Source organism: Dactylosporangium sp. CA-139114, from assembly GCF_050955725.1.
Classification (GTDB): Bacteria; Actinomycetota; Actinomycetes; order Mycobacteriales; family Micromonosporaceae; genus Dactylosporangium.
In genome coordinates this window covers 3,698,175-3,716,103 of sequence record NZ_CP192080.1, presented here as the reverse complement: position 1 = coordinate 3,716,103, position 17,929 = coordinate 3,698,175, and the positions used below count along the sequence as shown (strand labels likewise).

Annotated in this window: 15 protein-coding genes; 9 read left to right on the top strand and 6 right to left on the bottom strand. The window is 71.5% G+C overall.

Going from position 1 to position 17,929, the window contains the following annotated elements:
• Positions 1 to 69 precede the first annotated feature (69 nt).
• Positions 70 to 1,836, bottom strand: coding sequence for a proteasome ATPase (gene arc, locus ACQP2P_RS16865; protein WP_350613321.1), 1,767 nt, complete (start codon positions 1,834 to 1,836; stop codon positions 70 to 72).
• A gap of 209 nt (positions 1,837 to 2,045) precedes the next feature.
• Between arc and ACQP2P_RS16860 the strand changes: the two genes are divergently transcribed.
• Entirely contained in the window at positions 2,046 to 2,336 is a 291-nt protein-coding gene (locus ACQP2P_RS16860; protein WP_433619159.1) for a ferredoxin, read from the top strand.
• A gap of 134 nt (positions 2,337 to 2,470) precedes the next feature.
• On the opposite strand, the gene ACQP2P_RS16855 is transcribed toward ACQP2P_RS16860, so the two are convergent.
• Genes ACQP2P_RS16855 through ACQP2P_RS16845 form a run of 3 tightly spaced genes read right to left on the bottom strand, consistent with a single transcriptional unit; the run spans position 2,471 to position 5,179 of the window.
• Positions 2,471 to 3,040 carry a hypothetical protein gene (locus ACQP2P_RS16855; RefSeq protein WP_223094089.1) on the bottom strand — a complete coding sequence of 190 codons (570 nt, stop codon included), beginning with the start codon at positions 3,038 to 3,040 and terminating at the stop codon, positions 2,471 to 2,473.
• Positions 3,018 to 3,965, bottom strand: coding sequence for a tRNA (adenine-N1)-methyltransferase (locus ACQP2P_RS16850; protein WP_433617126.1), 948 nt, complete (start codon positions 3,963 to 3,965; stop codon positions 3,018 to 3,020). The genes ACQP2P_RS16855 and ACQP2P_RS16850 overlap by 23 nt, the downstream gene beginning before the upstream one ends.
• Complete coding sequence (locus ACQP2P_RS16845; protein WP_433617124.1) at positions 3,962 to 5,179, bottom strand: site-2 protease family protein; 1,218 nt, start codon at positions 5,177 to 5,179, stop codon at positions 3,962 to 3,964. The genes ACQP2P_RS16850 and ACQP2P_RS16845 overlap by 4 nt, the downstream gene beginning before the upstream one ends.
• Before the next feature lie 71 nt (positions 5,180 to 5,250).
• Here ACQP2P_RS16845 and ACQP2P_RS16840 point away from each other — a divergent pair, with 71 nt between their 5' ends.
• Complete coding sequence (locus ACQP2P_RS16840; protein ID WP_433076487.1) at positions 5,251 to 6,096, top strand: RecB family exonuclease; 846 nt, start codon at positions 5,251 to 5,253, stop codon at positions 6,094 to 6,096.
• A gap of 304 nt (positions 6,097 to 6,400) precedes the next feature.
• On the opposite strand, the gene ACQP2P_RS16835 is transcribed toward ACQP2P_RS16840, so the two are convergent.
• On the bottom strand, positions 6,401 to 7,018 hold the full coding sequence (locus tag ACQP2P_RS16835; RefSeq protein ID WP_433617122.1) for a TetR/AcrR family transcriptional regulator: 618 nt from the start codon (positions 7,016 to 7,018) through the stop codon (positions 6,401 to 6,403).
• 77 nt (positions 7,019 to 7,095) lie between these two features.
• Between ACQP2P_RS16835 and ACQP2P_RS16830 the strand changes: the two genes are divergently transcribed.
• The 7 genes from ACQP2P_RS16830 (at position 7,096) to ACQP2P_RS16800 (ending at position 17,047) form a co-directional block, all read left to right on the top strand.
• Entirely contained in the window at positions 7,096 to 8,046 is a 951-nt protein-coding gene (locus ACQP2P_RS16830; protein ID WP_433617120.1) for an NADP-dependent oxidoreductase, read from the top strand.
• 201 nt (positions 8,047 to 8,247) lie between these two features.
• Positions 8,248 to 9,456, top strand: a complete 1,209-nt coding sequence (locus ACQP2P_RS16825; protein WP_433617118.1) for a sensor histidine kinase — start codon at positions 8,248 to 8,250, stop codon at positions 9,454 to 9,456.
• A gap of 65 nt (positions 9,457 to 9,521) precedes the next feature.
• Complete coding sequence (locus tag ACQP2P_RS16820; RefSeq protein WP_433619157.1) at positions 9,522 to 10,127, top strand: LuxR C-terminal-related transcriptional regulator; 606 nt, start codon at positions 9,522 to 9,524, stop codon at positions 10,125 to 10,127.
• A gap of 90 nt (positions 10,128 to 10,217) precedes the next feature.
• Complete coding sequence (locus tag ACQP2P_RS16815; RefSeq protein ID WP_433617116.1) at positions 10,218 to 10,997, top strand: ABC transporter ATP-binding protein; 780 nt, start codon at positions 10,218 to 10,220, stop codon at positions 10,995 to 10,997.
• A 4-nt stretch (positions 10,998 to 11,001) separates the two neighbouring features.
• The gene (locus tag ACQP2P_RS16810) at positions 11,002 to 13,557 is read left to right on the top strand and encodes an ABC transporter permease (protein ID WP_433617114.1); all 2,556 of its coding nucleotides are present in this window, start codon (positions 11,002 to 11,004) and stop codon (positions 13,555 to 13,557) included.
• Positions 13,558 to 13,733: 176 nt separating this feature from the next.
• Entirely contained in the window at positions 13,734 to 14,489 is a 756-nt protein-coding gene (locus ACQP2P_RS16805) for an ABC transporter ATP-binding protein (RefSeq protein ID WP_433617112.1), read from the top strand.
• 5 nt (positions 14,490 to 14,494) lie between these two features.
• A complete protein-coding gene (locus ACQP2P_RS16800) occupies positions 14,495 to 17,047 on the top strand; it encodes an ABC transporter permease (protein ID WP_433617110.1) in 2,553 nt (850 codons plus the stop codon).
• Between the two features lie 54 nt (positions 17,048 to 17,101).
• Here the strand turns inward: ACQP2P_RS16800 and ACQP2P_RS16795 are convergent, their stop codons facing one another.
• Positions 17,102 to 17,740, bottom strand: coding sequence for an HAD family hydrolase (locus ACQP2P_RS16795; RefSeq protein ID WP_433619156.1), 639 nt, complete (start codon positions 17,738 to 17,740; stop codon positions 17,102 to 17,104).
• Between the last annotated feature and the right edge of the window lie 189 nt (positions 17,741 to 17,929).

The window sequence follows — 17,929 nt, the reverse complement described above, 5'->3', positions numbered from 1 at the left end:
CCAGCTTGCCAGCAAGCTTAAGCGGGCGGTGACCTCTTGGTCACCGCCCGCTCATAGATGGATCACCGTTTACAGGTATTGGCCGGTGTTGGTGGCCGTCTCGATGGAGCGGCCGGCCTCGGCGCCCTTGCCGCCGGAGACGAGCGTGCGGATGTAGACGATCCGCTCACCCTTCTTGCCGGAGATGCGGGCCCAGTCGTCGGGGTTGGTGGTGTTGGGCAGGTCCTCGTTCTCCCGGAACTCGTCGACACACGAGTCGAGCAGGTGCTGCAGGCGAACACCCTTCTGCCCGTTGGAGAGGAAGTCCTTGATCGCCATCTTCTTGGCCCGGTCGACGATGTTCTGGATCATCGCGCCGGAGTTGAAGTCCTTGAAGTACAGGACCTCCTTGTCGCCGTTGGCGTAGGTCACCTCGAGGAAGCGGTTCTCCTCGGTCTCGGAGTACATCCGCAGCACGACCGCGTCGATCATGGCCGCCACCGTCGCGTCGGGCGAGCCACCGTGCTCGCTGACGTCGTCGCTGTGCAGCGGCACGTCGGTCAGGATGTACTTCGAGAAGATGTCCTTCGCCGCCTCGGCGTCCGGCCGCTCGATCTTGATCTTCACGTCGAGCCGGCCGGGGCGCAGGATGGCCGGGTCGATCATGTCTTCCCGGTTGGATGCGCCGATGACGATGACGTTCTCCAGGCCCTCCACGCCGTCGATCTCGCTGAGCAGCTGGGGGACGATCGTGTTCTCCACGTCGGAGGAGACACCGGAACCGCGGGTGCGGAACACGGAGTCCATCTCGTCGAAGAACACGATGACGGGCGTGCCCTCGCCGGCCTTCTCCCGAGCGCGCTGGAAGATGAGCCGGATGTGCCGCTCGGTCTCGCCGACGTACTTGTTGAGCAGCTCGGGACCCTTGATGTTGAGGAAGTAGCTGGTCTGCCGCTCCTCGCCGCGCCGCTCGGCGATCTTCTTCGCCAGCGAGTTGGCCACCGCCTTGGCGATGAGGGTCTTGCCGCAGCCGGGCGGCCCGTAGAGCAGCACGCCCTTCGGCGGGCGCAGCTTGTGCTCCCGGAACAGCTCGGCGTGCAGGAAGGGCAGCTCCACCGCGTCGCGGATCATCTCGATCTGCGAGGAGAGTCCGCCGATGTCGTGGTAGTCGACGTCGGGCACCTCCTCCAGGACGAGCTCCTCGACCTCACTCTTCGGGATCCGCTCGTAGGCGTAGGCCGACCGCGGCTCGATCATGAGCGAGTCACCGGCGCGCAGCGGCGCGTCGGCGATGGTGTGCGCCAGGTGGACGATCCGTTCCTCGTCGGCGTGCGAGACGACGAGGGCCCGGTCACCACCCTCAAGGACCTCCTTCAACATGACGACCTCGCCGGCTCGCTCGAACCCGAGCGCGTCGACGATGTTCAGGGCGTCGTTGAGCAGGACCTCCTGGCCTCGGCGCAGCTCCTCGACCTCGATGGCCGGGGAGACTGCCACGCGCAGCTTGCGCCCGCCGGTGAACACGTCGACGGTGCCGTCGTCGTGGCGGGCGAGGAAGACGCCATAACCGCTCGGCGGCTGTGCCAGGCGGTCAACCTCCTCCTTCAGCGTCACGATCTGGGCTCGGGCCTCCTTGAGGGTGGCCACGAGCCGCTCGTTGTTTTCGGTCAGCCGGGCAATCTGCGCCTGCGCTGCGGCGAGCCGCTCCTCGAGCTGTCGCACGTGTCGCGGGGTCTCCGTCAGCTTGCGCCGCACCAGGGCGAGTTCCTCCTGAAGAAACGCGACCTGCGTGGAGAGATCGTGGGCGTCCTTCTCCCATCGTGCGGCGCGCGTCTCCGCGTCGTCGCTGCGTGCCACGTCCCACCTCCCCGGGGGCTTTGAACGTTGTGCTCTAACACTAACTGCTGATCGGCGGTTCAGTCCCCCTCGAACACGTGCGCCACAGGGTGTTTACAAATCCGGGATGCGCGAAGGGCCCTATCCAGTACCCTTTCCGGCCCTCTGCGGCGTGTGTCACGGCCCCGTGCACGGTTTCGCCGGGGTCGGGTAGCGTCAGGCCGGTGAGCGTGGAGACCACCCAGGACGAGCTGCAGGTTTGGGTCGACCAGGACCTGTGCACCGGCGACGGGCTGTGCGTGCAGTATGCCCCGGAAGTCTTCGAGTTCGACGTCGACGGCCTGGCCTACGTCAAGGGCGCCGACGGCGAGCTGCTGCTGGCGCCCGGCAGCCGGGTCGGCGTGCCCGCCCACCTGCGGCTCGAGGTGATCGACGCGGCCAAGAAGTGCCCGGGCGAGTGCATCCACGTGCGGCGCGCGGCCGACGACGCGCCCGTCGCGGGTCCCGAATCCGAGGGCTGAGCTGCGGTTCTGCTCTTGGCACCGCGGAGTCGCAGGGGCCGGGCCAGCGCAGCTGGGCCCCGCCCCGAGTCGCGCGGGAGCAACGGTCCGCAGGTGACGCGGTCCGGGCCATGAATGAACGTGAATGAAATGCGTTACAGCATCGGCTTGCCGACCAGCGAGCTGACCAGGCGCGCGAACTCCTCCAGGCGGGCGATCTGACCCGCGCCGCCGTCGTCGAGGGTCTTGCCGAAGCGCAGCGCGTCGTGCCGGATGACCGAACCGGCCTCCTCGGCCGCCACGTTGGCCTCGTCCAGCGACGTGAGCAGCAGATACACGTCCACGCTGTCGACGCGGTGCGTGCCGTTGGGGTTGCGGCTGATGCGCCGCCGGCAGCCGACCTCGGTCACCGCGGACAGGGCCACCACCCGCAGCGACGAGGTCATCGAGCCCGGCGGCGCCTCCTCCGGAGGGATGTCCTCGCCGTGCCAGAGGATCAGCCGGTTGCCGTCGCAGACGACGACCTCCTGCCAGACCCCGTTCACGTCGTTGACGAAGCGCTCCAGCGTGAATCCGAGCACGCTCTGGCCGCGCAGGACGCCGGCCATGGCGTCGAGCGCGATGTCCGGATCGCGCAGGTATGCCCGGGCCGCCGACTCCAGGTCCGGATACGGCGACCAGTCGGGAAAGACCGCGGGTAGGTCACTGAAGCTCGGTCGGCTCATGCGCTTCGGCCTCCTCGTCTGCCCGTGCGGCCGCGGCGGCCGCCAACCGCCGTGCCGCGTACGCCTCGGCACCCTTGCTCGGCTTGCGCCGGCGCGGCGGCGCGGTGACGCCCGGCGCGAGCTTGCGGGCGCTGACCAGGAAGGCCGTGTGCGCGATCATGCGGTGGTCCGGCCGCACGGCCAGCCCCTCCGCGTGCCAGTCCCGCACCAGACTCTCCCATGCACGAGGTTCGGTGTACCCACCATCCTCGCGCAAGGCCTCCACCAACTCCGACAATTGGGGCGTGGTCGCCACATAGCCGATGAACACCCCGCCGGGGATCAGCGCCCGCGACACGAGCGGCAGGATCTCCCACGGGGTGAGCATGTCCAGGATTATCCGATCAAACCCGGCATCTTCGCAGCCGGCCACGTCACCGACCCGCAGGGTCCACCCGGGCTGCGGCCCGAGGAAGGCCTCGACGTTGCGCCGGGCGATCGCCGCGAAGTCCTCGCGCATCTCGTAGGACGTCACGCGGCCCTCCGGCCCCACGGCGCGCAGGAGCGAGCAGGTCAGCGCGCCGGAGCCGGCCCCGGCCTCGAGCACGCGGGCGCCCGGGAAGATGTCGCCCATGGCCACGATCTGGGCGGCGTCCTTCGGGTAGATCACCTGAGCGCCACGGGGCATCGACAGCACGTAGTCGCTCAGCAGCGGGCGCAGGGCGAGGTAGGCGGTGCCGCCGGTCGAGCTCACCACGCTGCCGTCGGGCGCGCCGATGAGCTCGTCGTGCGCGAGCCGCCCCCGGTGGGTGTGGAACTCCTTGCCCGGCTCCAGCACGATGGTGTGCATCCGGCCCTTGGGGTCGGTGAGCTGGACCCGGTCGCCGGGGACGAAGGGGCCCCTCCGGACGGCGGACGGGTTCTGGGCGGGGCTTTCCACGGTCACGTGCTGTTCCTCCGGACGGTCGGCCTGCGCGGCCTCCGGGTGGGGGCCACGAGGGAGACGAGCTCGGCGCCGCGCAGGACGCCGTGCACATCCTCCCCGGTGACCACCAGGTAGTCGCCGCCCGGGTCGTCCCTGATCGCCGTGAGCAGCTCGGCGCCCCGCAGATCGCCTGGGAGCACGTGCTCGCGGTCGATGCGCCGGGTCACGTCGCCGAGCGGCACCCAGGGCCGCCGCTCGGCCGGCACGGCCCGGGCCGAGGCGCCGTGGACGAAGCCGATCAGGCTGCCCGCCGAGTCGACGGCGGCGACGACCGGCCGGCGCTCCTCATGCTCGCTGAGCGCGGCGATCCGGTCGGCCTCCGACAGCGGGGTCGAGGCGGTGAGGGCCACCACCGGCCGGGCCAGCTCGCGGGCGCTGAACGGGGGCAGGTTGCCGACCGCCTTCGCGTGCCGGATCGCCTGGCCGGCGCCGACCCACATGGTGAGCGCGACCAGCAGGGTGAACAGGACGCCGAAGTACCCCTTGACGAGGGGCGAGAACAGCAGGAGCACGGCCACGGCGGCGGTCGCGAGGGCCAGCAGCCGGCCGACCCAGCCGGCCACGAGCCGGCCGGTGTTGGGGTCGCCGGTGAGCTTCCACACGAGCGCCTGCAGGGCCCGGCCGCCGTCCAGGGGCAGCCCGGGCAGGGCGTTGAACACGGCGACGACGATGTTGGACAGGGCCAGCTGGAACGCGAAGGTCTCGGGGATGCCGCCAGGGGGCAGGACGGCGGCGGCGCCGGCCGCGAGCAGGCCGAGCACGAGGGAGACGGCGGGGCCGGAGAGGGAGACGTACAGCTCCACGCCCGGCCGGGGCGCCTCGCGCTCCATCTCGGTGTAGCCGCCCAGCATCTCCAGCGTGATCCCCCGCACACCGATGCCGCTGTGCCGGCTGGTGACCGCGTGGCCCAGCTCGTGCAGCAGCACCGAGACCAGCAGGCAGACGACGAAGCCGAAGCCGATCGCGAGGCCGGTGGTGGGGGTGAGGCGCTCGGAGCGGGCCGAGAGGTACTGGCCATAGGTGATCGTGATCAGGGCCGCGAGCAGCAGCCAGGACGGCGCGAGGGAGACCGGCACCCCGGCGATCCGGCCCAGCGGGATTCCCGATCCGCGCTCCCGGGGCTGCGGGCGGGCAGCCGGCGTCGCCGGCGCGGATGCCGTGCGGTGTTCGTCCATTGCCCCCGATGCTACGGGTTCGGCGGTTCGCGGCGCGTTTTCTGTCGTACCCCCCGTTTAACCTCTTGGTCATGACGGTGCCCGTTACCTCCGCCCTGCCAACCCTGTCGCCGTCGCGCGCCGCGGACTTCAAGACGTGCCCCCTGCTCTACCGCTTCCGCAGCATCGACCGCCTGCCCGAGCGCCCGACCGCCGACCAGGCCCGCGGCACCCTGGTGCACGCGGTGCTGGAGGTGCTCTTCGACAGCCCGGCCGGGGACCGCACGCCCGAGCGCGCGGCCGAGCTCGCGGCGCCGCAGTGGGCCCGGCTGGTCGAGGAGGAGCCGGAGCTGGCGTCGATCTTCGCCGGCTCCCCGCTGACGCTGGACGAGTTCCTCGCGGAGGCCCGGGAGCTGCTCGGGGGGTATTTCTCCCTCGAGGACCCGAATCGGCTGGAGCCGGCCGACCGCGAGGCCTACGTCGAGGCCCAGGTCGACGGGCGGCTCGTCATCCGCGGGATCATCGACCGGCTCGACGTGTCGCCGGCCGGGGACGTCCGGGTGGTCGACTACAAGACGGGCGGCGCGCCGCGGGAGGCGTTCGAGGCCCGGGCGATGTTCCAGCTCAAGTTCTACGCCCTCGTGCTGTGGCGCACCCGGGGCGTGGTGCCGCGGGTGCTGCGGCTGATGTATCTGCGCGACCGGGAGGTCTGCGACTTCGCCCCGGACTCGGACGATCTCGAGCGGTTCGAGCGGACGCTGCTGGCGCTGTGGGAGGCGATCGCGGCGGCCACGGCCGCGAAGGACTTCCGGGCCAAGCCGTCGCGGCTGTGCGGGTGGTGTGCGCATCAGGCGCTGTGCCCGGCCTACGGCGGGACTCCGCCCGCGTTTCCGGCCGGGGCCACGGATTCGGGGTCGGTGGTGGTGGAGCGGGACTGACTCGCGGGGACGGCTGCCCCGTGCGCGCCGGCGGGCGCCTCGCCGTGCGGCGCGGGGCCGGGCCGGCCGGCGGTTCGCCAAGGCCGCCGATCTGCCGACCTTCGCGCACGCCACCGGCACCCACGGCGCAGATGCGGTGCCTCACCCTCGCGACCAACGCGACCGTCCGCTGGTCCACCGAGCACCACGGCCTCGGCGTGGCCGCCCTCCGTAGGGCCGGCCGCGACGTTGACGACGAGGTCCTGGCGCACATCCGGCCGAGGCTGCTGCGACGAGCGGCTGACCCGTTGCGGGCACTGTGGTTTCAGGAACTGGGCTGGGGCTGTCCGGATGAAGCTCGCCGGTGCGCGGACGGGGCAGGTGCCCCGGGCAGGAGGCCCTCGAGCAGGTCGAAGGCGCGGTCGACGTGCGGCTGCAGCGGCGTGCCGGGGGCCGCTCGCCATGATCCGATGGCGTGCGCGAGCACACCCCAGCAGGTACGCGCGACGAGGGAGGCCTCCTCCGGGGCGACGCCGCGAGCGATCAGCAGATCGGCGATCAGGCCGACGAGGTGGGCTTCCTTCGCGGCGGCGCGCTCCCGCACGGCCGGTGTCGCGGCGGCGATGGCGGCCAGGCGCTCGCCACCCTCCCGGTTCGCCTCGAGCGGCGGGACGATGCGGTCGACCGTCCGGCGCATCGCGGGCCACGGCGCGACGTCGGCCGGCACCGACGCGAGCGCCTCGCTCACCCACTCGGTCAGCCGCCGCTCGCCATCGAACAGCACCTCGCGCTTGTCCGGGAAGTGCCGGAAGAACGTGCGCTCGGTCACGCCGGCGAGCGCCGCGATCTCGGCCGTGGTGACCGCGTCGAACCCGCGCGCGGCGAAGAGCTTGAGCGCCGCGTGCTCCAGCCGCTCTCGTGCTTCCTTCCCACTCCTCGGCATGGAGGCAGCCTACCGCACGTAGTGGCAGTCACTGACACAACGTGTTAGCGTCAGTCACTGACATCGAGGGGGCACCTATGAGCACGGTCGAGTCGCGCGCCGTCCGATTCCACACGACCGGCGAGCCGCTGGACGTCCTGCTCGCGGAGCGGACCGAGGTCGCCGACCCGGGCGAGGGCAGGATCCGCGTCCGCGTCGCCGCCACCGGGCTGAACCCCGCCGACTGGGAGCTCTGCCGCGGCTTCATGCCGGGCGCACTTCCCCGCGGCATCGGCTACGACGTGGCCGGCACGGTCGACGCGATCGGCGCCGGCGTGGACGGCGTCACGGTCGGAGACCTGGTGTTCGGGGTGTCGGACTTCGCCGCGCAGCCGAGCGCCGGGGCGGCCGACTTCGCGATCCTGAGCCTGTGGTTCCCCGTCCCGTCCGGGCTCGATGCGGTGCACGCGGCCACGCTGCCGATGGTGCTGCAGACCGCGGTCTGGACCCTCGAGCTGATGGACGTACGGCCTGGTCAGCTCGCGCTGATCCACGGCGCCGGCGGCATGGTCGGCTTCGCGGCCGTTCAGGTCGCGTTGAGCCGCGGAGCCCGGGTGATCGCCACCGCCGGGCCGACGTTCGCACCCGACCTCGAGAGGTTCGGCGCGGCCGTGACGCCGTACGGCGCGGGAATGGTGGAGCGCGTGCGGGCACTGGCCGACGGGCCGGTAGATCACGTCCTCGACGCCTCGCGCCCCAACGCCGGTGCCATCGCCGACCTCATCAAGATCGCGGGCGACCCGAAGCACGTCGTCACCATCAGCAACCACGACGAGGCGCGGACGCAGGGCGCCCGCGTGAACATCGACGAGCTCATGGCCGGCGGCGGCCTCCCGTCGTCCGGCTTCCTGCCCGACTACGCGGCCCGGGCGGCCGCCGGCGCCTTCACGCTGCCCATCGCCGCCACCTTCCCGCTCGACGACTGGCGCGCCGCCGCCGAGCTCAGCCTCTCGGGCGCCCCGCACGGCAAGGTCGTGCTGATCCCCTGAGCCCGCATCTCATCTGGGGCTGTTACGGCCTATGCGAACTTACACGCCCTTTCAGAGCCTATGACCGAATTGATCGAGATGCTCCAATTGGCGGTCGCCGGGCGGGTCCGCCTCGCGGGGATGGCGGCGGGGCGTTGCGGATGAGAGCGTCTCATCCCTGAGGAGGAGCCCCCGGCAGCTGCGGCGTCTACCGTCGATGGCGTGGGTCGGGTCAGGGAGTTTCTGGGGCGTCGTGGGGACCCGTTCGCCCAGGACATCGTGCTTGCCCTCGTGCTGGTGGGCATCAGCACGCTGTTCGAGTCGCTCGCGCAGCGGGCGTTCGGCGTCGTCGACCTGCCCGCGCAGCTCGTCTACGACGGCATCGGGATGGTCGCCGTCGCGCTCCGGCGGCGGGCGCTGTGGGCCGCCATCGGCTGGACCTCGCTGCACGTCCTGGTGCCAGTCGCCGGGCGGCTGGACCTGGTCGACGGCGGGCTCGCGGTCATCGTCGTCACCTACACCGCCGCGGCGTACCTTCCCGTTCGCCGGGCCGTGCTCGCCGCCGTCGCCATGTGGGTGCCCGGGATCACGCTGGCCCTGGCGTTCGGGCGGACCGGGGCCAGCGCGTTCTATCCGGACGCCAAGATCTTCCTGATCTTCAACGTCATGAGCGCGCTCGTCTGCTTCAGCGTCGGGCGCAGCGTCGCCACCCGGCGGGCCTACATCGCCGCGCTCGAGGACCGGGCCCGGACCGCCGAGAACACCCAGCAGGCGCTGACCGAGAAGGCCGTCGCCGAGGAGCGGCGGCGGATCGCCCGGGAGCTGCACGACGTCGTCGCGCACCACGTCAGCGTCATGGGGGTGCTCGCCACCGGGTCCCGGCGGATGCTCTCCCGGGATCCCGGTGCCGCCGACGAGGCCCTGGCCACCATCGAGGAGACCGGGCGGACCGCGTTGCGGGAGATGCGGCGGCTGCTCAGCGTGCTGCGCACCGAGGCCGAGCCGGCCGGGGAGCTGGCGCCGCAGCCGGGGCTGGCCGGCATCGAAGGGCTGGTCGAGCAGATCCGGGAGGCCGGGCTGCCGGCCGTCCTGCGCGTCGACGGGGAGCCGGGGATGCTCGATCCCGGGGTCTCGCTCACGCTGTACCGCATCGTCCAGGAGGCGCTCACCAACGCGCTCAAGCACGCCGGCGCCGCCACGGTCGAGGTCCGGCTCACGTTCACGCCCACCGAGTCCACCGTGGAGATCTGCGACACCGGGCGCGGGCCGCAGCTCGGCTCCGCCGCCGTCGGGCACGGGCTGCTCGGGATGCGGGAGCGGGTCATGCTCTACGGCGGAACGCTGCGCACCGGGCCCCGGGCCGGCGGCGGCTATCGTGTGCACGCACGGATTCCGATCGAGCTACCCGCAGAGAGGCAGTTGGCGAGTTGACTCAGGCGCGACCGATTCGGCTGTTGCTGGCCGATGATCAGCCGCTGCTGCGGACCGGGTTCCGGATGGTGCTGGGCGGGGAGCCCGGCCTCGACATCGTGGCCGAGGCCGGGGACGGGGTCGAGGCCGTCGAGCTGGCCCGGCGGCTGCTGCCCGACGTGGTGCTCATGGACATCCGGATGCCGCGCATGGACGGGGTCGCGGCCACCCGGGCCATCGTCGAGGCCAAGCTGCCGGTCCGGGTGCTGATCCTCACGACCTTCGACCTCGACGAATACGTCGTCGGGGCGCTGCGGGCCGGGGCCAGCGGGTTCCTGGCCAAGGACGTTCCCGCCGACGACCTGGTCATCGCCATCCGTACCGTGGCCGCCGGCGAGGCCGTCGTCGCTCCGCGGATCCTCAAGCGGCTGCTCGCCAAGTTCGCCGACGCGCTGCCCGACCCGTCCGCCGAGCCGCCGCACGACCTGCGGGTGCTCACCGACCGGGAGCGGGAGGTGCTCGTCCAGCTGGCCAAGGGCCTGTCCAACGCGGAGATCGCGCGGGCCCTGTCCGTGAGCGAGACGACCGTCAAGACGCATGTCGGGCACGTGCTCACGAAGCTGGGCCTCCGCGATCGGGTGCAGGCCGTCGTCCTCGCGTACGAGACGGGACTGGTCCGGCCCGGCTCCTGAGGTCGTTCTCGGGGACGAGGGAAGCGGGCCGGCGCGGTCCTACCGTGAGGTGGTCAGGACAGGGGCACCACCTCACTAAGGGGACTGAGCGTGACCACGAACGTCACGACCGGCAACGGCATCGCCGCTCGCGCGGTCGACGTGTGGAAGGTGTACGGCAGCGGCGAGGCTCAGGTCATCGCGCTGCACGGGGTGAGCGTCGAGCTCGAGCGCGGGCACTTCACCGCGATCATGGGGCCGTCGGGCTCGGGCAAGTCGACGCTGATGCACACGCTCGCCGGGCTGGACTCGGTCACGCGCGGGGACATCCTCATCGGCGACACCCGCCTCACGGGGATGTCGGACAAGGCGCTCACCGACCTGCGCCGGACCAAGGTCGGGTTCATCTTCCAGCAGTTCAACCTGCTGCCGACACTGACCGCCGAGGAGAACATCCTCCTGCCGCTGTCGATCGCGGGGCGCAAGCCGGACCGCGCGTGGTACGACACCGTCATCAAGACGGTCGGGCTCTCCGACCGCCTCGGGCACCGGCCCAGCCAGCTCTCCGGCGGCCAGCAGCAGCGGGTCGCCTGCGCCCGGGCCCTGGTGTCGCGGCCCGAGGTCATCTTCGCCGACGAGCCCACCGGCAACCTCGACTCACGCTCGGGCGCCGAGGTGCTGGCGTTCCTGCGCAACTCGGTGCGCGACTTCGGCCAGACGATCGTCATGGTGACCCACGACCCGAACGCGGCCTCCTACGCCGACCGGGTCATCTTCCTCGCCGACGGCCGCATCGTCGACGAGCTGCGCGAACCCACCGCCGAGACGGTCCTGGACAAGCTCAAGGGCCTCGACACCGCGCCGGGCCACCTGGCCGACGAGGTGGTCTGACGCCATGCTGAAGGCGACCCTCAAAAGCCTGCTGGCGCGCAAGCTGCGGCTGACGCTGTCGACCCTCGCGGTCGTGCTGTCGGTCATGTTCGTGTCCGGCTCGCTCGTGCTGACCGACACCCTCGGGCGCACCTTCGACAACCTCTTCGCCAACATCTACACGTACACCGACGTGCAGGTCTCGGCGAAGGCCGCGGTCCGGCCGCAGGGCGGCGGCGGCAGCGACCCGAGCACCCCGTTCCCCGCCTCGACCGTCGACAGGGTCGCGGCCATGCCCGGCGTGGCCAAGGCCACCGGCGGCGTGTTCCTCAACGGCGCGACCCCGATCGGCAAGAACGGCAAGGTGGTGGTCAACCAGACCGGCCAGCAGTTCGGCGGGAGCTGGCACGGCGAGGACGACCTGGTGCACCTCTACCAGGGCCGCGGCCCGTCGGCCGACAACGAGATCGTCATCAACAACGGGCTGGCCGTCACGGCGAAGATCAAGCTGGGCGACTCGATGGACGTCATCACCCGCGACCAGCACCGGGCCACCTACACCGTCGTGGGGTTGATGCGCTACGCCGGCGGGCGGGACTCGATGGCCGGCGAGAGCGAGGTCTTCTTCACCACCGCGAAGGCCCAGGAGTCGATGCTCGGCGCGGCCGGGCAGTTCAACGCCATCGACGTCAAGGCCGCGGCCGGGGTCAGCGACGAGCAGCTGCGCGACACCGTCAAGGCCGGCCTCGGCGACCAGTTCGTGGTGCAGACCGGCAAGGAGCTCTCCGAGCGGAGCAGCAAGGGCATCAAGGACATCCTGCGGTACTTCAACTACGTCCTGCTCGGCTTCGGCGCCGTCGCGCTGCTCGTGGGCGTGTTCCTGATCCTCAACACGTTCTCGATCATCGTCGCCCAGCGCACCCAGGAGCTCGCGCTGCTGCGGGCGATGGGCGCGGCCCGGGGCCAGATCCTGCGCTCGGTGCTGCTCGAGGCCGTCATCATCGGCGTGATCGGCTCGCTCTTCGGCTTCCTGGTCGGCCTCGGCCTCGGGGCCGGCGGCGCCCGGCTGTTCGTCGGGCTCGCCGACGGCGCCCAGGTCGCCAGCCTCGGCTTCCCGATCTCGGCGATCGTCGCCTCGTTCGTGATCGGCATCGGCGTGACCATCGTCGCGGCCCTGATGCCGGCGCTGAAGGCGGCCCGGGTCGCCCCGATCGCGGCGATGCGCGAGTCGGCCACCCCTGACCGCCCGCTGACCAGGCTCACCGTCTCCGGCGCGATCATCACCGCGCTGTCGGCCGGGGCGCTGATCTGGGGCCTGACCGGCGCCGGCGGCGGCACCCTGGCGCTGGTCTTCGGCGGGGTGCTCGGCGTGCTCATCGGCGTGGCGCTGCTGACCCCGATCATCTCCCGGCCGCTCGTCGCCGCGCTCGGCGCGGCCGTGTCCTGGTCGGTGCCGGGCAAGCTCGGGCGGCGCAACTCCTCGCGCAACCCGCGCCGCACCGCGATCACGGCCGGCGCGGTGATGGTCGGCATCGCGATCGTGACGGCGATCAGCACCATCTTCACCTCGCTGTCCACGGCGCTTGGCGACACCATCGACAAGGACCTCGCCGCCGACGTCGTCGTGCTCGGCATGCAGACCAACGAGATCCCGCCGGTGCTCACCGACGAGCAGCTGCAGCGGATCGAGCGGCTGCCGGACGCGCGGACCGTCGCCGCGTTCACGCTCGACATGGTGGACGTCGACGGCGAGCAGCAGTACGCGGCCTCGTACCTCGACCCGGCCGCGGCCGGCACCGTGCTCAAGCTCAAGGCGGACGAGGGGCGCATCGACCGCCTCGACGCCGGCGAGTTCATGGTCGACCGCAGGACGGCGGACGCGCGCAAGCTCAAGCTCGGCTCGACGGTCGAGATGACGTTCGCGAAGGGCCAGCGCAAGACGATGACGCTCGTCGGCATCACCGCGCCGTCGAACGTCGGCGCCGGCCTCGTGGTCGACTACGCCGACGCGAAGGCCGGCTTCGCCTTCCCGCAGGCGTGGCAGGCGTTCATCTCGGTGCGCGACGGCGCGTCCGTCGCCGCGGTCAAGGACGCCGTCAACACCGTGGTCAAGGACAACCCGCAGGTGCAGGCGTACACCAAGGACGAGTACATCAGCAACAACCAGCAGGGCTTCGACTTCGCCCTGGTCATCGTGCAGGTGCTGCTGTTCGTCGCCCTGGCCATCTCGGTGCTCGGCGTCATCAACACGCTGCTGCTGTCGGTCATCGAGCGCACCCGGGAGCTGGGCCTGCTGCGGGCCGTCGGGCTGCGGCGCGGGCAGACCTGGCAGATGGTGACGACCGAGTCGATCGTCATCACCGTCTTCGGCACGGTGCTGGGCCTGGCCGTCGGGGCGGCCCTGGGGGCGGCGATCGTCACGGCCCTCAAGGACGTGCTCGGGTTCGGCGCGGTCACCCTGCCGTGGGGGCTCATGGTGGTGTACTGCATCGCCTCGATCGTCGTCGGCGGCATCGCCGGGCTCATCCCGTCGATCCGGGCCGTGCGCCTGAACGTCCTGGGTGCCATCGCGTACGAGTAGATCCTGCTCCGGCCGCGTGTCTGAGCAAGCTGTGCGGTCCCGGGTCAGGGTCAACCCCGACCCGGGATCCGGGCTGCTCCCCCACTCCAATATCCGTGGCGGCGTCTACCCGCAGGCGGACGTTTTCCCCTCCGGCCGCCGAGACGATATGGGCACACCATTCACCAGGGGGAATCATGACTGCATCGGTTGCGACGCGCACCGAGGTGGCCGCGCGGGCGGTCGACGTCTGGAAGGTCTACGGCTCCGGCGAGGCTCAGGTCAACGCCCTCGCCGGCGTGTCGGTGGAGCTGGAGAAGGGCCGCTTCACCGCGATCATGGGCCCGTCGGGCTCGGGCAAGTCGACGCTGATGCACTGCCTCGCCGGCCTCGACGCCGTGACGCGGGGGCAGGTGTACGTCGGCGACACGAAGATCACCGACCTGTCCGACCGCGGGCTCACGAACCTGCGCCGCAACAAGGTCGGCTTCATCTTCCAGCAGTTCAACCTGCTGCCGACGCTGACCGCCGAGGAGAACATCCTGCTGCCGCTGTCGATCGGCGGGCGGAAGGCCGATCCGGCCTGGTACAACACCGTCATCGACACGGTCGGCCTGCGTGACCGGCTCTCGCACCGCCCGAGCCAGCTCTCCGGCGGCCAGCAGCAGCGCGTCGCCTGCGCCCGGGCCCTGGTCTCGCGGCCCGAGGTCATCTTCGCCGACGAGCCCACCGGCAACCTCGACTCGCGCTCGGGCGCCGAGGTGCTGGCGTTCCTGCGCAACTCGGTGCGCGACTTCGGCCAGACGATCGTCATGGTCACGCACGACCCGGTCGCGGCCTCCTACGCCGACCGCGTCGTCTTCCTCGCCGACGGCCACATCGTCGACGAGCTGCACGCGCCGACCGCCGACGCCGTCCTGGACCGGCTCAAGCGCCTCGACAAGGCGGCCTGACCCTCATGCTGAAGGCCACCATCAAGAGCCTGCTGTCGCGCAAGCTGCGGCTCGTGCTCTCCGGGCTCGCGGTCGTGCTCGGGGTCATGTTCGTGTCGGGCGCGTTCGTGCTCACCGACACCCTCGGCCGCTCGTTCGACAGCCTCTTCGCCTCGGTGTTCTCCGGCACCGACGTGCAGGTCAGCAAGAAGGCGCCGCTGGCCGGCGGCGGCTTCGACGGGCCCGAGCAGGCCGCCACCGGGATGCCGGCCGACCTCGTCGACACGATCAGGTCGGTGCCGGGCGTCGCCGGGGTGACCCCGCAGGCCGCCGCCGCCGGGGCCCGGGTGATCGGCAAGAACGGCAAGGTCGTCACCACGTTCGGCCCGCCCCGCCTCGGCGAGAACTGGACCGGCGAGTCGGACCTGCTCAAGCTGCGGCAGGGGCGGGCACCGAGCGCCGACGACGAGATCGTCGTCAACGCGGAGCTGGCCAAGGCCGCCGGGATCAAGGTCGGCGACGACGTCGGCGTGCTCACCCTGCAGCCGAAGAAGACCTTCAAGCTCGTGGGCATCTTCGGGTACAGCGGCGAGCGTGACTCCATCGGCGGCTCGCTCGAGGTCATGTTCACCACGCCGGTCGCCCAGGAGCTGATGCTGGGCCAGAAGGGGGTGTTCAGCAGCATCGACGTCAAGGCGGAGCCGGGCCTCACCCACGAGGCGCTGCGCGACCGGGTCGCCGCCGCGCTCGGCGACGGCTACCAGGTCAAGACCGGCAAGGAGCTGCAGGACGCGACGACCAAGGACTTCAAGGCGGGCCTGGGCTTCTTCAACAACATCCTGATCGGCTTCGCCGGGGTGGCGCTGTTCGTCGGCACCTTCCTGATCCTCAACACCTTCTCGATCATCGTCGCGCAGCGCACCCGGGAGCTGGCCCTCATGCGGGCCCTCGGCGCCAGCCGCGCCCAGACGCTCGGCTCGGTGCTCACCGAGGCGGTCGCCATCGGGCTGCTCGCGTCGGTGCTCGGGCTCGCGGCCGGCATCGGCGTCGGGGTCCTGCTGGCCTGGCTCTTCGGCAACCTCACCGGCGTCGCGCTGGCCTCGGTCGGCGTGCCGGCCGCCGCGGTCATCAGCGCCTTCGTGGTCGGACTGGTCGTGACGGTGGTGGCGGCGGTACTGCCGGCCCTGCGCGCCAGCCGCATCCCGCCGATCGCCGCCCTGCAGGAGGTGGCCACGCCCGACCGGCCGCTGACGAAGCTCACGGTCAGCGGCGCGCTCGTCGGCGCCGCCGGCGGCACGCTGCTCGGGCTCGGCCTGGCCGGCAAGGGCGGCGGCAACACGCCGCTGTGGCTGATCCTCAGCGGCGTGCTCGTGACCTTCATCGGCGTCGCGCTGCTCACCCCGCTGCTGGCCCGCCCGGTGGTCGGCCTGCTCGGCCGGCTGTTCTCGTGGTCGGTGCCGGGCAAGCTCGGCCGGCTCAACTCGGGCCGCAACCCGCGCCGCACGGCGATCACCGCGGCCGCGCTCATGGTCGGCCTCGCGCTCATCACCGGCGTGAACGTCATCCTCGCCTCGGCCAAGTCGAGCCTGAACCAGCAGGCCCAGAAGGACGTCACCGTCGACCTCATCATCTCCGGCGACGGCGACCAGAACGGGCCGGCGACGTTCGACCCGGCCGTGATGGACTCGGCCGCCCGGATCCCCGGGGTGTCGAGCGCGGCGGCGGAGTACTGGGAGTACGGGCAGGTCGGCACCGAGCGCGCCAGCGTCTCGGCGGTGTCGGACGTGGTCGCGTGGGCGGGCATGTTCAAGCTCGCCGCGCAGCAGGGCACGCTCGCGTTCACCGGCAAGAACCAGGCGATCGTCGACCCGGACACGGCGAAGCGCCGCGGGCTGGCGGTCGGGCAGAGCGTGGACATGCGCTTCACCCGCGGCGAGGTGCACCACGTGACGATCGTCGGCATCTACGCCAAGAGCAACGTGGCCGGCGGGATCATCGCGTCGCCGGACGTCATCGCCGACTTCCGGGTGCAGCAGCCGTCGTGGGGATACCTGAAGGTCGCGCCGGGCACCGCCGTCGCCGACGTCCAGCGGCAGGTCGACACGCTGCTCAAGGACAACCCGGAGGTGTCGGTGGCCAACCGCGCCGAATACGTGGCGGCGCAGTCGGCCCAGTTCGACCAGCTGCTCACGATGATCCAGGTGCTGCTGGCGCTGGCGATCCTCATCGCGGTGCTCGGCATCGTCAACACCCTGGCGCTGTCGGTGCTGGAGCGGACCCGCGAGCTGGGCCTGCTGCGGGCGATCGGCATGCGGCGGGCGCAGACGATGCGGATGGTCACCGTGGAGGCCGTCGTGATCTCGGTCTTCGGCGCGCTGCTCGGCCTGGGCGTGGGCGTCGGGCTCGGCTCGGCGGTGGTGCGGGCGCTCAAGAACGAGGGCTTCACGCAGATGGCGTTCCCGTGGACGCAGATGGGGACGTACCTGGTGCTGGCCGCGCTGATCGGCGTCGTGGCCGCGGTGCTGCCCTCGATCCGGGCGGCCCGGGTCAACGTCCTGCAGGCGATCGCGCACGACTGAGCTTGCTCATCGGGGGTGGACGCCCGCGGCCTCGGGGCCGCGGGCGTCTTGCCGTCAGGCGACGAGCTTGCGCAGGTAGTCGACGTCGACGTCGCGCAGCGAGCCGATGAGCGTGACGCCCTCGGGGTCGAGATCCACCTCGCACGGTACCGCCAGCACGGCACACCCGGCCGCCCGCGCGCTCTTGATCCCGTTGGGCGAGTCCTCGACCGCGACGCAGTTGACGGCCTCGGCCCCGACCAGCGCGGCGGCGGTCAGGTAGGGCATCGGGTGCGGCTTCGTCTCGTCCACCTCGTCCCCGGCCACGACGGCGTCGAAGTGCTCGGCCCCGATCGTGAGCAGCGCGACATCGACGAGATGCCGGTGGGTGGCCGTGACCAGGGCCAGCGGCACGCCGGCCGCCTTGAGCGCGCCGAGCAGCTCCTTCGCGCCCGGCCGCCACGGCACCCCCATCCGCAGCAGCTCCTTCACCCGCTCCTCGAGCCAGACGACGGACTCGTCCATGGCCTCGCGGGTGGCGGGCAGGCCGAGGTCGTCGTGGAGGATGCGCATGGACTCGGCCATGTTCGTGCCGACCATGTCGCGCCGGGCCTGGGCGGACAGCGGGCGGCCGTGGTGGGCGGCCAGTTCCGTGAGGCCTACCTCCCAGATCTTCTCGCTGTCCACGAGGGTTCCGTCCATGTCGAAGAGCACCGCCTGCATCGCCACGGTTTCGGATCCTGCCTCCCCCGGGTTTCGAGTCGGGTGATCGGCGGCTGTTCCGTGCGCAAACTCACGGGAGCGGCGACGATAAGTCGGGCGCTCCGCGCCGCGACTTATCGGATTTATGTCGCGTTGGGCGAAAAATGCGACATGCGCAGCATGTCGGTTTCGACCGGCCGG

Coding starts and splice junctions, on each gene's coding strand:
- ACQP2P_RS16855 (WP_223094089.1), bottom strand. CDS start 3,040: ATGAGCCGACCGAGCTTCAGTGACCTACCCGCGGTCTTTCCCGACTGG.
- ACQP2P_RS16845 (WP_433617124.1), bottom strand. CDS start 5,179: ATGGACGAACACCGCACGGCATCCGCGCCGGCGACGCCGGCTGCCCGC.
- ACQP2P_RS16840 (WP_433076487.1), top strand. CDS start 5,251: ATGACGGTGCCCGTTACCTCCGCCCTGCCAACCCTGTCGCCGTCGCGC.
- ACQP2P_RS16835 (WP_433617122.1), bottom strand. CDS start 7,018: ATGCCGAGGAGTGGGAAGGAAGCACGAGAGCGGCTGGAGCACGCGGCG.
- ACQP2P_RS16830 (WP_433617120.1), top strand. CDS start 7,096: ATGAGCACGGTCGAGTCGCGCGCCGTCCGATTCCACACGACCGGCGAG.
- ACQP2P_RS16820 (WP_433619157.1), top strand. CDS start 9,522: ATGGTGCTGGGCGGGGAGCCCGGCCTCGACATCGTGGCCGAGGCCGGG.
- ACQP2P_RS16810 (WP_433617114.1), top strand. CDS start 11,002: ATGCTGAAGGCGACCCTCAAAAGCCTGCTGGCGCGCAAGCTGCGGCTG.
- ACQP2P_RS16805 (WP_433617112.1), top strand. CDS start 13,734: ATGACTGCATCGGTTGCGACGCGCACCGAGGTGGCCGCGCGGGCGGTC.
- ACQP2P_RS16800 (WP_433617110.1), top strand. CDS start 14,495: ATGCTGAAGGCCACCATCAAGAGCCTGCTGTCGCGCAAGCTGCGGCTC.